Annotated in this window: 12 protein-coding genes; 6 read left to right on the top strand and 6 right to left on the bottom strand. The window is 70.0% G+C overall.

From position 1 onward, the window contains the following. Positions 1–22: 22 nt before the first annotated feature. Positions 23–3,286, bottom strand: coding sequence for a DEAD/DEAH box helicase (locus tag GTZ93_RS18310; RefSeq protein ID WP_167548174.1), 3,264 nt, complete (start codon positions 3,284–3,286; stop codon positions 23–25). Between the two features lie 310 nt (positions 3,287–3,596). Here GTZ93_RS18310 and GTZ93_RS18305 point away from each other — a divergent pair, with 310 nt between their 5' ends. The 5 genes from GTZ93_RS18305 (at position 3,597) to GTZ93_RS18285 (ending at position 7,838) form a co-directional block, all read left to right on the top strand. Next, on the top strand, positions 3,597–4,133 hold the full coding sequence (locus tag GTZ93_RS18305; RefSeq protein WP_139921553.1) for an adenine phosphoribosyltransferase: 537 nt from the start codon (positions 3,597–3,599) through the stop codon (positions 4,131–4,133). Between the two features lie 95 nt (positions 4,134–4,228). Further along, positions 4,229–4,849: a TetR/AcrR family transcriptional regulator gene (locus GTZ93_RS18300; RefSeq protein ID WP_139921551.1), complete on the top strand. Its 621-nt coding sequence runs from the start codon at positions 4,229–4,231 to the stop codon at positions 4,847–4,849. Next, positions 4,849–5,346, top strand: a complete 498-nt coding sequence (gene coaD / locus GTZ93_RS18295; protein ID WP_139921549.1) for a pantetheine-phosphate adenylyltransferase — start codon at positions 4,849–4,851, stop codon at positions 5,344–5,346. Before GTZ93_RS18300 ends, coaD begins: the two co-directional genes overlap by 1 nt. Then, positions 5,343–6,089 carry an MBL fold metallo-hydrolase gene (locus GTZ93_RS18290; protein WP_120580263.1) on the top strand — a complete coding sequence of 249 codons (747 nt, stop codon included), beginning with the start codon at positions 5,343–5,345 and terminating at the stop codon, positions 6,087–6,089. Before coaD ends, GTZ93_RS18290 begins: the two co-directional genes overlap by 4 nt. A 156-nt stretch (positions 6,090–6,245) precedes the next feature. Continuing rightward, entirely contained in the window at positions 6,246–7,838 is a 1,593-nt protein-coding gene (locus GTZ93_RS18285; RefSeq protein WP_139921547.1) for a bifunctional metallophosphatase/5'-nucleotidase, read from the top strand. A gap of 3 nt (positions 7,839–7,841) precedes the next feature. On the opposite strand, the gene GTZ93_RS18280 is transcribed toward GTZ93_RS18285, so the two are convergent. The 3 genes from GTZ93_RS18280 to GTZ93_RS18270 form a co-directional block, all read right to left on the bottom strand. Beyond that, complete coding sequence (locus GTZ93_RS18280; RefSeq protein WP_139921545.1) at positions 7,842–8,621, bottom strand: YdcF family protein; 780 nt, start codon at positions 8,619–8,621, stop codon at positions 7,842–7,844. Positions 8,622–8,631: 10 nt separating this feature from the next. Continuing rightward, positions 8,632–10,470 carry a serine/threonine protein kinase gene (locus GTZ93_RS18275; protein ID WP_161662898.1) on the bottom strand — a complete coding sequence of 613 codons (1,839 nt, stop codon included), beginning with the start codon at positions 10,468–10,470 and terminating at the stop codon, positions 8,632–8,634. 61 nt (positions 10,471–10,531) lie between these two features. Continuing rightward, the gene (locus GTZ93_RS18270) at positions 10,532–11,377 is read right to left on the bottom strand and encodes an NAD(+)/NADH kinase (RefSeq protein ID WP_120579723.1); all 846 of its coding nucleotides are present in this window, start codon (positions 11,375–11,377) and stop codon (positions 10,532–10,534) included. Positions 11,378–11,498: 121 nt separating this feature from the next. Between GTZ93_RS18270 and GTZ93_RS18265 the strand changes: the two genes are divergently transcribed. Further along, positions 11,499–12,836 carry a replication-associated recombination protein A gene (locus GTZ93_RS18265; protein WP_120579724.1) on the top strand — a complete coding sequence of 446 codons (1,338 nt, stop codon included), beginning with the start codon at positions 11,499–11,501 and terminating at the stop codon, positions 12,834–12,836. A 27-nt stretch (positions 12,837–12,863) separates the two neighbouring features. Here GTZ93_RS18265 and GTZ93_RS18260 read toward each other — a convergent pair whose 3' ends face one another. Together GTZ93_RS18260 and GTZ93_RS18255 are read right to left on the bottom strand one after the other, a co-directional pair. Beyond that, positions 12,864–14,336: a sigma-54-dependent transcriptional regulator gene (locus GTZ93_RS18260; protein ID WP_139923311.1), complete on the bottom strand. Its 1,473-nt coding sequence runs from the start codon at positions 14,334–14,336 to the stop codon at positions 12,864–12,866. Further along, complete coding sequence (locus GTZ93_RS18255) at positions 14,333–15,913, bottom strand: ATP-binding protein (RefSeq protein ID WP_139923309.1); 1,581 nt, start codon at positions 15,911–15,913, stop codon at positions 14,333–14,335. The genes GTZ93_RS18260 and GTZ93_RS18255 overlap by 4 nt, the downstream gene beginning before the upstream one ends. Positions 15,914–15,953 lie beyond the last annotated feature (40 nt).

The following is a 15,953-nucleotide window of genomic DNA, read 5'->3' as shown; positions in this document are numbered from 1 at the left end:
ATCTCCCACTCCCCGAGTCGCATCAGATTTCGGTGAACAGCTCCTGGATGTCCTGTTCGGTGAGCGTGCGGCCCATGTCGTCCCCATCCGTGCCCAGCACGCCGGCGGCGAGTTCGCGCTTGCGGCGCTGGAGGCTGAGAATCTTCTCCTCCACCGTGCCGCGCGTAATGAGCTTGTAGCTGATGACCGCGCGCGTCTGGCCGATGCGGTGCGTACGGTCCGTGGCCTGGTCTTCCACCGCGGGGTTCCACCACGGGTCGAAGTGGATGACGTAGTCCGCGGCGGTGAGGTTCAAGCCGGTGCCGCCCGCCTTGAGGCTGATGAAGAAGAGCGGCGGGCCGTCAGGGCGGTTGTACTCGTCCACCTTGCCCATGCGGTCCTTGGTGCGGCCGTCCAGGTAGAGGTAGCGCAGGCCCTTCTTGTCCGCCTCCTGCTTGAGCAGCTCCAGCATCTCCGTGAACTGGCTGAAGACGAGCGCGCGGTGGCCTTCCGCCACCAGGTCCGCCACCAGTTCCATGAAGCGCTCGAGCTTCGCGCTGGACGGCAAGAGCGTGCCGGGCGGCATCTTGAGCAGACGCGGATCGCAGCAGACCTGACGCAGGCGCATCAGCGCGGCGAGGATGGAGACGCGGCTCCGCTTGAAGCCCACCTTCTCGATGGACTCGTTCACCTTGCGGCGGCTCTCCTCCAGCACCTCGCGGTAGAGCGCGGCCTGGCCGGGCTCCATCTCGCACCACGCGACGCTCTCTGTCTTCGGCGGCAGGTCCTTGGCCACCTCCGTCTTGAGGCGGCGCATGATGAAGGGCTGGATGCGGCGGCGCAGCCGGTCCTTCGCGGTGGCGTCGTTGGCCACCTGGATGGGCTGCTCGTAGCGGTCGCTGAAGCCTTCCGCGCTGCCCAGGAAGCCGGGCATCAGGAAGTCGAAGATGCTCCAGAGCTCCGACAGGCGGTTCTCCAGCGGCGTACCGGTGAGCGCCAGGCGCGTCTCGCTGGGCAGCGACTTGCACGCCTGCGCGGTGGCGCTGTCCGCGTTCTTGATGTTCTGCGCCTCGTCCAGGATGACGTAGCGGAAGCCCACCTGGGACAGCTGCTCCAGGTCGCGGCGCACCAGCGCGTATGACGTGAGCACCAGGTCCATGTCCTTCAGGTCCTCCGCGCGCTCGCGGCGGTCCTGCCCGTGCCACACCATGGCCTTGAGGCCCGGCGTGAAGCGCTCCGCCTCGCGCTCCCAGTTGGCGAGCACGCTCGTGGGCGCGACCACCAGGGACGGCTTGCGGCCCTCGTCGTTGGCCACCTTCTGCATCAGGCTCAGGGACTGGATGGTCTTTCCCAGACCCATGTCGTCCGCGAGGATGCCGGACAGCCCGTGGCGCCGGAGGAACCAGAGCCAGGACAGGCCCGCCTCCTGGTAGTGGCGCAGCGTGGCCTGGAGTCCTTCCGGCACGGCCACCTTCGGCACGCCGGCCGACTCGCGCAGCGCGAGCATGGCCTGACGGGCCTTGGCCTCCACCTCGGTGAACTCGCTCAGGTCCGCGAGCAGGTCCAGGGCGACCGCCTGGTGCAGCGGCAGCCGCGTGCGAGTGCGGCCCGGCATGGCGCCGGCCTCCTCCAGGAGGTCCGCCACGCGCTTGATCTCCGCGACGTCCGCCTCCGCGAAGGAGCCGTCCTTCAGCGGCACGAACTTGCGGCCGGAGTCCAGCCACATTCGCACGGCGCCCAGGTCCACGGCCTGGTCGTCGGTGACGAACTCCGCGTCCAGGTCGAACCACTGCACGCCGCTCATGCCCACGCGGATGCGCGGCTTGAGCTTCGGGCGCAGCCGCACCTTGGGCGCCTGCACGCCGTAGCGCTCCCACTCCTCAGGCAGGCCCGCCAGGCCCCGCGCCCAGAACTCCAGGGCCACGTCGCCCGTCGCGTCGAACGCCTGCGAGGCCTGATCAAAGCGCAGCCCCTGGTCGAGCAGCACCTTGCCCGCGGCGCGCTCCACCTCGTCGCGGCGGCGGTACAGCTTGCGCGAGTCCTCGCCCACGCCGCTGGCGTAGCCCAGGTGCGTGGCCGTGGGGGACACCGCCACCGTCGTCTGGCCGTATCTCGCGGCCAGTTGCACCTTCACGCGCTCGGCGGCGCCTTCCAGTGTGACGACGAAGCGCGGCTCCACCGACTCGTCCACTTCGATGTCGTCCGCCTTCAACGACATGCGGAAGCGCGGCAGGTGCGCGGCGAAGAACGTCAGGACCCGGTCCAGTTGCCCGGACGGGAAGGCCATGGTCGGTTCCAGCAGCCACTTGCGCAGCAAGCGCGGCGGGAAGTCCGGCTCCACGGCGTGGAGGTTCTGCGCCTGGATGACGTACGTGCGCCGGCCCGCGAGCACGATGACGTCCTTGAGCGGGTAGCCCACGCCGTCCGGGAACAGCAGCTCGATCTGCGCGGTGGCACCGTCTGGACGCGACTCCAGATGGATTTGCGGCCGCACGGGCTGCTCCATGTAGACGAGCGGCGTGCCCCGGTAGATGACCCGGCGCTGGCGCAACAGCTCCAGCACCTCGCACAGGTCCTCGTCCGAGAGGACGATGCGCGAGTCGTAGCGGTGCTCATGGCGCGACAGCACCATGAAGATGCGCTCGTCCGGGGGCGCGATGCGGCTGCCCGCCTGGAGCAGACGCTTCACGTGCACGGGGCCCTTGGTCTGCGCGTCCTGACGGCGCACGTCCACGACCCAGTGGCGGTTGTTGGAGCCGCCCGCCCCCGTGCTCGCGGGGGTGAGCCGGTAGAGGAACTCGTAGTCGGGCAGCGACGACAGGCCCAGCCAGCTCTCCACCTTGGCGAGCGCGGGCAGGCTGACGCCTTCCATCCCCGGCGCTCCGCCTCCGGGAATCTCCTCCTCGTCGTCCGGCCCCATGTCCTCGGGTTCGGGCGGCGGAGGAGGCGCCGCCGCTTTCTGCGGTGGCGGCGGTGGCCGGAAGCGGGCCGCGTAGATGAGTGCCACGGCGACCACGTGCTCGCAATGCGGGCCCGTGGTGTTCCACACCGGGCAGGTGCAGGAGGAAACGACTTTTCCCTCTCCGGGAATCAGGGCCACGTCGTAGCGCTCGCCGGACGGACCCGCGACCTGCGCGCGGATGCGTTCGGGTTCACGCGTGAGGCCGAAGACGCGGCGGCCTTCGGCCACCTCGCGGCCTTTCTTGAACGTGACGGGCTCGACCTCGGCCTTGAGGGCGCGGAGCCAGATTCCGTCCTGGGGGGAGAGAGGGTCTCGGGTGTCAGCGGTGGTTTGCACGGCTTGCAAGGGCCCCAGACTCCTTGGTCGGGGGGAACCGCCTCGCTTAACACAGTGAGGGGATCCCCGCGCGCGGGAAAAAATACGGCGTCCGCCAGCCGATGCGGCCGGGCGGCGCGAAGCTGTGAGATCATCAACGTCCGCCATGCCCCGGTCCCGTCCCAGTCCGCCCATCCTCCGGCCGTTGGCCCTGGGACTCTGCGTCCGGGGGCCCGCCAGGCTGGCTGTCACCCGGGCCGGGTACCCTGGGTCCCAGGTCCACCCCGGGTGTCATCCACCGGGCTGAAACGCCGCCGTCCTCCTTTCGGAGCCCCACCCCATGTCCCTCGACCCCACGCTCGTCTCCGACCTCCAGGCCGTCCTGAGAGATGTGCCGGACTTCCCCAAGCCCGGCATCGTCTTCAAGGACATCACCCCCATGCTGGCGGACCCGCGCCTCTTCGGCCGGGTGGTCACCGCCATGTCCGCCCCCTTCCGGGGCCAGCACATCACCAAGGTGGTGGGCGTGGAGTCTCGAGGCTTCCTGCTGGGTGCCCCCATCGCGCTGGCGCTGGAGGCGGGCTTCGTGCCCGCGCGCAAGCCCGGCAAGCTCCCGCACAAGCGCATCGTGGAGCGCTACTCGCTGGAGTACGGCGCGGACGGCGTGGAGATGCACGAGGACGCCATCCTCAAGGACGAGCGCATCCTCGTGGTGGATGACGTGCTCGCCACCGGCGGCACCGCCGACGCCACGGGCCGCCTCATCGGCCGACTGGGCGGGCAGATTGTCGGCTACAGCTTCCTCATCACGCTCGACTTCCTCGAAGGCGCGAAGCGGCTGGGGCCGGACAAGGTGACGTCCGTCCTCCGCTTCTAGCCTTCCGCCTGGCGTCACCGGACCTCTCGTCCGGTTGACGCCCACGCTGGCCCTGTTTATAAGTTGGTCACACAACCTAGAAACCAAATCGCGCCATGCCTCGTCCCTCCAATACCGAAGCGCGCCGGGAACAGATCGTCGCTGGACTGCTCAAGGCCATGGCCGAGCGCGGCTACGAGGGCGCGTCCGTGGCGGAGATTGCCCGTGCGGCGGGCCTGAGCGCGGGGTTGGTGCACTACCACTTCGAGGACAAGCAGGAGATCCTCCTGACCCTGGTGCGCTCGTTGGCCGCTCGCGCCCGGCAACGCTTCAGCACGCGGGCGACGAAGCTCGCCGCGGACGATGCACACGGTCGGGTGGAGGCGTTCGTGGACGCGTTCCTCGCCACCGGGCCGGACTCAGACGTAGCGGCGGTGGCGGGCTGGGTCACCATCAGCGCGGAGGCCATCCGCCAGCCGGAGGTGCGCGTCGCCTACGAAGAGGTGGTGCGCGCGGACCTGGAGCAGTTGGAGGCGCTGGTCGCGGCGGTGGTGGGCAAGCGCCGCGCGCGTCCGCTGGCCGCAGGGCTCTTCGCCGCCATCCAGGGGTACTTCGTGCTGTCCGCGAGCGCGCCCGGGCTCGTGCCCCCGGGCTCCGCGGCGGGCACCGTGAAGCGCATGGCCGCGGGGCTGTTGGACGCGGCGACTTCTTCTTCTCCGGACCGTGAGGTGTCGTGATGACCATCGCCATCTACGCAGGCAGCTTCGACCCCGTGACGGCGGGACACCTGTCGGTGGTGCGACAGGCGGCGCGCCTCTTCAGCCATGTCGTCGTGGTGGTCGCGGTCAACCCGAACAAGCTCACGCTGCTCACCGCCGAGGAGCGCATGGCGCTCATCCGGGAGGCCGTGGCCCGGCATCCCAACGTCTCCGTCACCTTCACCGAAGGGCTCATCGTGGAGCTGGCGCGGGAGATTGGCGCGAGCGTCCTGTTGCGCGGCGTGCGCGGCGCCACCGATGCGCAGTTCGAGACGGAGCTGGCGCAGATGAACCGCGCGCTCGCGCCGGAGCTGTCCACCCTCTTCCTTCCCGCGGAGGCGCACCTGGCGGAGGTGTCCAGCAGCGCCCTCAAGGAGCGCCTCACGCGCGGCGAGGACGTGTCCGCCTTCTGCCCTCCCGCCGTCGCCGCGAAGCTGCGCGAGCGGCTGTCCCCTTCCCTCCGGAGCCATCCATGAGCCTGTCCTTCATTCCCCTGGGCGTTGGTGATGCCTTCTCCGCGCTCTACTACTCGTCGTGCCTGGCGCTGGAGGCGGAGGACCAGGTGCTGCTGCTCGACTGTCCGCACCCCATCCGCAAGATGATGCGCGAGGCGTCCGAGTCCTCCGGCGTGCACCTGGACGTGGAGCGCGTCAGCGCCGTGGCCCTCACGCACCTGCACGCGGACCACGCCTCCGGCCTGGAGGGCCTGGGGTACTTCTCCTTCTTCGTGCTGCAGCGGAAGATGGAGCTGCTCGCGCACCCGAGCGTCACGCGCCGCCTCTGGGAGGGCCACCTGGCCGCGGGCATGGAGTGCCTCATCGAGCAGCAGGGCGCGGGGCCCAGCCACAAGCACTTCGAGGACTACTTCACGCACACGCCGCTGCACCTGGAGCGCTCGGTGCGCCACGGCCCGTTCGAAATCGAGTGCCGCTTCACCTACCACCACGTGCCCACCACCGCGTTCCGCATCCGTGCCGGGGGCCGGTGCCTGGGCTACAGCGCGGACACCGCGTTCGACGAGGGGCTCATCTCCTGGCTGTCCGAGGCGGACCTGGTCATCCACGAGACGAACTACGGCGTGCACACGCCCTACGAGAAGCTGGCGGCGCTGCCGGAGGCGACTCGCGCGAAGATGCGCCTCATCCACTATCCGGACCTGTTCGACACGAGCGGCAGCGTCATCGAGCCGCTGGTGCAGGGCCGGCGCTACACCGTCTGAGGACGGAGCGCATGGTGGGCCGGATGCCCTTCATCCTCCGGGAAGAAGGGCTTGCGCGTTGCGCCATATCCGGTCCGCTCGCCTTCACGTGCCGAGTGCGCTACGCCGAGACGGGTTGGCGCTCCCCCTGTGCCCCCGCAAGAGAACGACTGTCCGATGATGAAGAAGACCGTGAGCACCTGGGCGGTGCTGCTGCCGCTCGCGCTGGTGCTGGCCACCCGTTCCGCCGGGGCCGCGGAGCCGACGCCTCCCGCCGACACCGTCCGCCTCACGATCCTCCACCTCAACGACGTCTACCAATTCCAGCCCACCGCCCAGAACCGGGGCGGCCTGTCGCGCGTGGCCACGCTCAAGCAGCAGGCGCTGAAGGAGTCGCCTCACGTCCTCACGCTGCTGGCGGGTGACACGATTTCGCCTTCGGTGGAGTCGTCCGCGGAGGTGGCGGGCGAGGCGCTCAAGGGTAAGCAGATGATCGACGCGTGGAACGCGCTCGGTCTGGACTACTCCACGGTGGGCAACCACGAGTTCGACTTCGGGGACGACGTGCTGCGCGCGCGCCTCCAGCAGTCGCGCTTCCCGTGGCTGGGCGCCAACGTGATGAGCGTGAAGTCCGGGCAGGTGTTCGACGGGCTCAGGGCGTGGGACCTCCGCGACGTGGGCGGCGTGAAGGTGGGCATCTTCGGCGTGGTGCTGCCGGAGACGCAGACCTCGTCCAAGCCGGGCAAGGACACGCGCATCACGCCGTACTGCGAGGCCGCGAAGCGCTCCGTGGAGGAGCTGCGGGCCGCGGGCGCGCAGTTCGTGCTGGGGCTCACGCACCTGGCGGTGGAGCAGGACCGCGAGCTGGCGAAGTGCGTGCGCGTGGACCTCATCATCGGCGGGCATGACCACGACCGCGTGGAGGAGACCGTCGCGGGCACGCCCATCTTCAAGCTGGACGAGGACGCCATCGACCTGGGCCGCGTCACGCTGGACCTGGACGCGAAGACGGGCGCGGTGAAGAAGCTGGCGTGGAAGGTGATTCCCATCACCTCGAAGACTCCGGACGACGCGGCGTTCAACGAGCAGATGAAGCCCTACGCGCCGCTGATGGCCACGCTGGCGGAGCGCATTGGCCGCTCGCCGGTGGCGCTGGATGCGCGCAGTGCGCCGAACCGGCTGGGGGAGACGAACCTGGGCTCGTTCCTGGCGGATGCGTTCCGCGAGGCGACGGGCGCGGACGTGGCTCTCGTGAACGGGGGCGCCATCCGCGCGGACCGGGTGCTGCCCGCGGGGAAGATGACCCGGCGCGAGATGTACTCGCTCATGCCCTACCGCAACGAGCTGGTCGTCCTGGAGGTGACGGGGGCGACGCTGCGCGCGGCGCTGGAGAACGGCGTCAGCCTGAGCAGCGTGGATGGCAAGCCGCCCGGTCGCTACCCGCAGGTGTCCGGCCTGCGATTCACCTATGACTTGCGCAAGGCGCCAGGCTCGCGGGTGACGAAGGTGGACGTGAAGGGCAAGCCGCTGGACGACGCGGCGAAGTACCGGCTGGCCACCTTCAGCTTCGTGGCACAGGGCAACGACGGCTACGCGATGTTCAAGGACCTGCCTGTCCTGCCCCCGAGCCCTGAGCACACGTCGCCATGGGACGCGCTCAGCACCGCGTTCCGCACCGGCAAGCCCGCGCCCCGCGCGAAGCCCCAGGGCCGCATCACCGTCCTCGGCGTGCCCAAGGGCGGACTGCACGCGCCGCCGTCGATGAAGTAGCGCCTACCGCCAGGGCGCGGTCCAGCCTCGCGCCCGGTAGACAATCCGCCCCGCCAACTCCCGCAGCATGTCCGTGCTCTGGTTGAGCGCTCCCGAGCGCGGCAGCCAGCTCAGCTTCGCCGGGGGAATCGTCGAGGAGCGGAGGTCCACCGCGAGGGTGTCCGCCTTCAGCCCCACCGCCGCGAAGCAGCCGGCCGCTCGGGGCAGGTGCGCGGCGCTCGTCACCAGGAGCAGTGACTTCCAGCCGTGCGCGCGCACCAGCGGCTCCGACTCCAGCGCGTTCTCGCGGGTGTTGCGGCTGCGCCCTTCCTTCACGATGCGCTCGGGTGCGATGCCCCAGTGCTCCAGCTGCGCGGCCAGCACGTCCGCCTCCACCACCGCCTCCGGCCTCGCGTCCAGGTTGCCAGCGGTAATCAACACCTGCCGGGCCCTGCCGTCGTGCAGCAGCTCGAAGGTGCGCATCATCCGCTCCGGCGCGGCGTTGTACTCCGGCTGCCCCGAGCGCTCCGTGGCCGCCGCGTCCAGCCCTCCGCCCAGCAGGATGACCGCGTCGTAGACGGTGTCCGGCCGGTACGTGCTCACCGCGTCCGCCTCCGTCGCGCGCGTCAGCAGCGCCACCGTCGGCTCGATGGAGAACACGTACAGCACGGCCAACGCCGCGAGCTGGGACGCCAGCGACAGGCGCTTCCACCGGCGCAGCAGCAGCCCCGCCACGCCGAACAACAGCGCCCAGGTGAGCGGCGACAGCAGCAGGTCCAGCACCTTCGAAAGGACGAGGAACATCGCGGCGCCGCTACCGACCCGACCGGGACTTGAGGTACTGCCGGGCCTCCGCCGCGCCGGTCCCTCGCGGCCGCAACTGCAGGTAGCGCCGGTAGTGCTCCACGGCCACCCCCGCGCGGGCCGTCCGCGCTCCCACCCGCCCCATCCCCAGGTGGCACTCCGCGGCCGTCTCCACCAGCCTCAGGCACGTCCCGAACTTCTCACTGGCCTGCCCCGGCTTGCCCGCCAGGAGCAACTCCAAGCCCAGCGTGTACTCCGCCCCCGCGCTCGGGGACCCCACGATCCAATCCAGGGCCTCGCGCGATTCGCCCTGGGCGTTGATGCTCGGCACGCCCTTCCGGGCGCCCGCCTTCTGCGGCTCCGGCACCCGTGCGTCCACCACCGGCTCGGGGGGCGGCGGCGGGGGTGGCAGGCGCTCCAGCGTCACCTGCACGCGCTCCGGCACCGCCGCCTGCGACACGGTGGTCGACCACGGATGGTGGCCCACGTAGCGCAGCTCCAACTGGTGCGAGTCCTCCCCTGGAGCGACCTTCAGGGCCGTCGGCGTCACCCCGACATACTTGCCGTCCCAGCGCACCTCCGCGCCCGGAGGCACCGACACCACCTGGAGATTGCGCCCCGGCGTTTCCGACATGTCGGGCAGCACCGCCCGCCCCACGAAGAAAATCACCGCCGCCGCGATGACGGTCGCCCAGACCCAGCCAGGCACTCCCGCGCCCATGTCCGCCGCGGGACTGCCGCCCACCAGCGCCCCGGGCACGTGCTCCTCAGGGAACGCCTCGGCGTGCGCGCGGTGCACCGCGGACGCCCGCTCCGGCTCGTCCATTCCCCCCGGGCCACCCTCCCCCGTCCACACCGCCACCTGACGCAGGAAGGACTCCGGAATCCGCGGCGGCTGGCCCGCGAGCTTCAGCTCCTCCTCGAACAGCCAGCCCATCAGGTGTCGCAGCGTGGACGCGGGGAACAGTGGCGCCCGGTACGCGAGCCACTCCGCCAACGCGCGCTGGAAGTCCTCCGCGCTCGTGAAGCGGTCATCCCGCCTCAGCGCCAACGCCCGCGTCACCAGGGCCCCCAGCGACGGATCCAGGTCCGGCACGTGCGCGTGCGGGGGCGTCAGGTCGCCCGTGGCGATGCGCTCCATCACCGAGGCCTGGTCTCCCTCCGCGGGCCTGCGGCCGGTGAGCAGTTCGAAGAGCACCACGCCGGCCGTGTACACGTCCGAGCGCGCGTCCAACGCCTCCGCTCGCGTCTGCTCCGGTGACAGGTAGAGGAACTTGCCGCGCACCACGCCCGCGTCCGTGTCCTGCCGCCCGGCCCACTGCGCCTTCGCGATGCCGAAGTCGGTGAGCTTCACCTCGCCCTCGTAGCTCACCAGGACGTTGTCCGGGGACACGTCGCGGTGCACCAGCCCCAGCGAGCGGCCCTCCTCGTCGCGGCGCGTGTGCGCGTGGTGCAGGCCCTTGCAGACCTCCACCATCAGCTGCACGGCCAGCGGCGCCGGCAGGTGCGCCATCCCCTTCAGCTTCAGGCGCTTGAGCACCTTGGACAGGGGCTGCCCGTCCACCCACTCCATGGCGAGGAAGTACTCCCCCTCCTCCTGCCCGAAGTCGAAGACCTGGACGATGTTGCCGTGCGACAGCCCCATGGAGATACGCGCTTCGTTGAGGAACATCCGCACGAAGGCGGGATCCAACGCGTACGGGTCCCTCACGCGCTTGATGACCACGGACCGGGACACGCCCTCCGCCACGGTGTAGCGCGCGCGGTGCACCACGGCCATGCCACCCGCGCCCAGGCGCTCCTGCAGCTCGTACTTGCCGAAACGCGTCCTGTGCCCACCCGTCGTCACGGGCCGGACGCTACCCCACCGCTCACCCCCGAGGGGAGCCCCACCCGAAGGGCCCGGAGGCTCAGCGCTCGCCCCAGTGGAGCTTCTGCCGGAGGATGGTGAAGAAGGCCACGCGCGGGTTGCGCACCAGGCCCACGCGGTTGGGCGAGCGCACCACTTCAATGCAGTCCCCGCCCTGGAGCGAGTGGCCCGTCTGCCCGTCCAGCGTGAGGTACGTGTCCGCTGTCTCGCTCTTCAGCGTCACGCGAATGGTGCGGTCCGCCGGCACCACGATGGCCCGCTGGGTCAGCGCGTGGGAGCAGATGGGCGACAGGATGGTGCAGTCCACCGACGGGTGCACGATGGGGCCGCCCGCGGACAGCGAGTACGCCGTGGAGCCGGTGGGCGTGGCCAGGATGACGCCGTCCGACTTGTACGTGGTGATGGGCACCCCGTCGATGGACGTCTCGTGGTCCGCGATGCGCGCGAGCGCGCCCTTGTTGATGACCACGTCGTTGAGGATTTCGTCCTCGATGAGGACCTTGCCCCCGCGCAACAGCCGGCAGGACAGCTTCATCCGCGAGTCCACGTGGAAGTTCCCCGCCAGCACGTCATCCAGCCGGATGAAGAGCTCCTCCACGGAGATTTCCGTCATGAAGCCCAGGCTGCCCAGGTTGACACCGATGATGGGCACGTTGCGTCCGCCCAACAGGCGCGCCGCGTAGATGAGCGTGCCGTCACCGCCCAGCACCACCACCAGGTCCGCTCGGGCCGCCAGCTCGCGGTCTTCAATTCGTGGCCAGTTCAGCGCATGCGCCAGGGCACGGTCCGCCAGCACCGTCAGGTTCGGGTGGCGCTGCTGGATTTCCGCCGCCAGGGCGACAGCCTGCGGGGTGTCACGCTTCGCGACGATGACGAGGGTCTGCACGCCCCCCGGGTTCTAGTCCAGCCGGCCAACCGTCCTCCGCAGGAAAATGACGCACCTGCCCGGCGCCGGACATCACAAGGGGGCGCGGCAGGGCGGCCGGGACGCTAGGTTTGGGGGCCCCATGGACCTCTTCGACCACGCCAGCCAGAAGGAACAGGCCGTCCTGGCGCCGCTCGCCGAGCGCATGCGCCCCACCTCGCTCAGCGAGTACCTGGGACAGGAACACCTCACCGGAGAGGGCCGCTTCCTGCGCCGCGCGCTGGAGAGCGACCAGGTGCCCAGCCTCATCCTCTGGGGCCCGCCCGGCACCGGCAAGACGACGCTCGCCCAGCTCGTCGCGCGCTCCACCGGCGCCTCCTTCGAGACCATGTCCGCCGTGCTCGCGGGCGTGAAGGACATCCGCGAGACGGTGGCTCGGGCGCAGGACCGCTGGAAGCTGAACCGCCAGCGCACGCTGCTCTTCATCGACGAAATCCACCGCTTCAACAAGTCGCAGCAGGACGCGCTCCTGCCCCACGTGGAGAAGGGCACCGTCACGCTGATTGGCGCCACCACGGAGAACCCGTCCTTCGAGGTGAACGCCGCGCTCCTGTCGCGCTGCCGCGTCATCACCCTGCGCGGGCTGGAGCAGGAGGAGCTCATCGCCGTCATGCGCCACGCCGTCGCGGACCCTCGGGGGCTGGGCGGCAAGGTGGCCGTGGACGACGCGGCGCTGGAGTTCATCGCGGACGCGGCGGGCGGCGACGCGCGCAAGGCCCTCACCGCGCTGGAGGCCGCGGCGGCGTACGGCCGCACGGCGGTGGACCGCAAGGTGGCGGAGGAGGCGCTCCAGCAGAAGATGCTGCTCTACGACAAGGGCGGCGAGGAGCACTACAACGTCGTCAGCGCGTTCATCAAATCCATGCGCGGCAGCGACGTGGACGCCGCGCTGTACTGGATGACGCGCATGCTGGAGGCGGGCGAGGACCCCGTCTTCATCTTCCGCCGCATGGTCATCTTCGCGTCGGAAGACGTGGGCAACGCGGACCCGCGCGCGCTCGGCGTGGCGGTGGACGCGCTGAGGGCCTTCCAGCTCATGGGACTTCCGGAGGGCACCCTGCCCCTCACCCAGGCCGTGACGTACCTGGCGCTCGCGCCCAAGTCGAACGCCGTCATCGCCGCGTACGCGGCCGTGCGCGAGGCCGTGACGAAGGAAGGCGCGCTGCCGGTGCCCATGCACCTGCGCAACGCGCCCACCAAGCTGATGAAGTCGCTGGGCTACGGCGGCGGGTACAAGTACCCGCACAACTTCGAGGGCAACTACGTCCCGGAGGACTACCTGCCCGAAGCGCTGCGCTCCCGCTGCTTCTACACCCCGACGCGCAACGGCTTCGAGGCGGAGCTGTCCGAGCGCTACGAAACCATCCAGCAGCAGCTCGCCGCGCGTCGCAGCGAGCGCGAGCCCGGGGAGGACGGCTGAAGCGCCGTCACTCCCCGAAGGGCCCCGTCAGGACACCGCTTCCAGGACGGGGCCCGGGCCGCTGTCCGAGTCCGGGCCCTTGGGCGAGCGTGGCTTCATGCTGCGGCCGGCCACTTCGTACTGCTTGAGCAGACGACGGAAGTTGGAGCGGTCCACGCCGGCCGCGCGCGCCGCGCTGGACACGTTGTGGTTGTTCTTCTCCAGCAGCGCGGACAGGTAGCGGCGCTCGAAGGCGCGCATGGCCAGGCGCTTGGCCTGGGCGTACGGCAGGTGCGCCAGGCTGAACACCTCCACCGCCGAGTCGGCCTGGGGCGCGGCCTGGAAGCCGGGCGGCAGGTCCTCCACGTCGATGACGTCGTTGGCCGTCAGCACCACCGCGCGCTCGATGACGTTCTCCAGTTCGCGCACGTTGCCCGTCCACCGGTTGCAGGTGAGCGCCTCCATGGCGCGCGGGCTGATGCCGGAGACCTTCTTGTCCGCCTTGGAGGCGTAGACCTTGAGGAAGTGGTGCGCGAGCAGCGGCACGTCCTCCGGGCGGTCGCGCAGGGGTGGCAGGTCGATGGTGATGACGTTGAGGCGATAGAAGAGGTCCTCGCGGAACTTGCCCTGCTCCTTCGCGCGGGACAGGTCCACGTGCGTGGCGGCGATGACGCGCACGTCCACCTTCACGGGCTCGTTGGCGCCCACGCGCTTGACTTCACCCTCCTGCAGGACGCGCAAGAGGCGCACCTGGGTGGCCGGGGGCACGTCGCCAATTTCATCCAGGAAGATGGTGCCGCCGTCGGCCGCCTCGAAGAGGCCCTTCTTGTTGCCGGTGGCGCCGGTGAAGCTGCCCTTCACGTGGCCGAAGAGCTCACTTTCCAGCAGCGTCTCCGTCAGGGCCGAACAGTTGACGGCCACGAAGGGCTTGTCGCGGCGCGCGCTGCGGTAGTGGATGGCGCGGGCAACCAGCTCCTTGCCCGTGCCGCTCTCACCCTGGATGAGCACCGTGGCGGTGGAGTGGCTGACCGTCTCCACCAGCTTGAACACGGCGCGCATCTGCGAGGACTGGCCGATGAGGTCCTCGAACTGGCTGCGCGCGGTGAGCGCCTCCTCCAGCGCGCGGGTGCGGTCCTTCAGCGCCTTGCGCTCGGCGGCCTTGGCCACCGTGAGGCTGACCTCGTCGATGTTCTCGAAGGGCTTGGTGAGGTAGTCGTACGCGCCCGCCTTCACCGCCTCCACCGCCGTCTCCACGGTGGCGAAGGCCGTCATCATGATGACCTCCACGTCCGGGCGGTCCGCCTTGATGGCGCGCAGCAGGTCCATGCCGGACAGGTGCGGCATCTTGATGTCGAGCACGACCACGTCGATGGACGGATCCTTCGCCGCCGCGAGCCCCTCCACCGCGTCGTCGATGGCGACGACCGGGTGTCCTTCCCGCTGGAGGATCTGGGTGACGGCCTTGAGGACGACGGAGTCGTCATCCACAACGAGGACCTTGGCGCGCTTGACTTGGTTCACGGCAACCTCTCGAGCTGCAGGGGAATAGGCAGGTAGACGATGAAGCGGGAGCCCTGACCCACGTGGGTGTCCACGTGGAAGGTGCCCCCGTGGTCCTGGACGATGCGATAGGCGATGGACAGCCCCAGGCCGGTGCCCTCGCCGGGCGGCTTGGTGGTGAAGGACGGCTCGAAGATGCGCGGCAGGTGACGCTCTTCGATGCCCGAGCCGGTGTCCCTCACCGCGAAGAACGTCCGGTCGCCCTCGCGCCCCGTCTCCAGGGACAGGCGCCCTTCGGCGTGGGGAAGCGCTTGCAGGCCGTTCTGCAGCAGGTTGAGCACCACCTGCGCGAGCGTCCCAGGGTCGCCGTACACCTTGGGCAGCCCGTCCTTGAGGCCCAGCTTCAGCTCCACCTTGGGCATGGACTTGAGCTGCGCGCGGAAGAGCACCGCGGCGTCCTCCACGCACTTGGACAAATCAAAGAGGCGGCGGTCCTCCACGCGGCTGTGCCGGCTGAACTTCAGCAGGCTCTCCACGATGCGCTTGCAGCGCAGCGCGCTCTCTTCAATCAGCTTCAGCGACTCCAGGTCGCTCTCGCTGCGGCCCGCGTCGCGGGACATCAGCTGCGCGAAGGCGAGGATGCCGCCCAGCGGGTTGTTGATTTCGTGCGCCACGCCGCCCGCGAGCTGGCCCACCGCGGCCATCTTCTCCGTCTCGATGAGCCGGCGCGTCATGGCCTGCTCCTCCGTGACGTCTCGGTAGGTGCACACCGCGCGGTCGTCACCGGCGAAGGGATACGCGGCCACCACGTAGCTGCGCCCGCCCTGCTGCACTTCCCCGCGCGCGCCCTTGCCCGTCTCCATGGCGGAGGGCAGCGGGCAACCCGTGCACGGCGTGTCCCGGCCGAAGAGGTACTGGTGGCAGGGGACGTCGGAAGGCACTTCTTCGATGGAGCGGCGGGCCACCTGCGCGTAGGCCACGTTGGCCCGGCGCACCGCGAAGTCCCGCGCGCGCACCACCGCGAGCGGCGTCTCCATGCAGTCGAAGGACAGCTCCCACTCGCGCTTGGCCGTGGAGAGCAGGCGCGTGCGCAGCGCGACGCGCTCCTCCAGGTCCGCGTTGAGGTGCTTGAGCTCCGCGTTCTGCTCCTGGGTGACGCGGTAGAGCCGGTCGTTCTCCGCGTGGAGCGCGTACTGCTCGAAGGCGCTCTTCACCGTGAGGACCAGGTGGCTGTCGTTCCAGGGCTTGGAGATGAAGCGGAAGATTTCGGAGCGGTTGATGGCCTCTTCGATGGCCTGCTGATCCGCCTGCCCCGTCAGCATGATGCGCTGGGCGCGCGGCGCCTGGAGCTTCACCTGGGTGAGGAACTCCACCCCGTTCATCCCCGGCATGCGGAAGTCGGAGATGACGACCTCCGGCTGGAACCGCTCCAGCGTGCGCAGGCCCGCTTCGGCGTCCGTCGCCGTCTCGATGTCCCACTCACCGCGGCGCAGCACCCGCCGGATGGACTTGAGGATGTTCTCCTCGTCGTCCACGAGCAGCAGCCGCCCACGGGCGACCGGGTCCTGCGCCTGCGCTTGAGCTCCGAGGGTTCCCATGGACTTTCCGGAGTTCGACATTTGCAATGGCCTTGCCAAA

Origin of the sequence: Corallococcus exiguus (genome assembly GCF_009909105.1) — a bacterium.
In the GTDB taxonomy this organism is placed as follows: domain Bacteria; phylum Myxococcota; class Myxococcia; order Myxococcales; family Myxococcaceae; genus Corallococcus; species Corallococcus exiguus.
The sequence above is the reverse complement of the archived record's forward strand: the minus strand, read 5'-3'. Positions and strand labels throughout refer to the sequence as shown.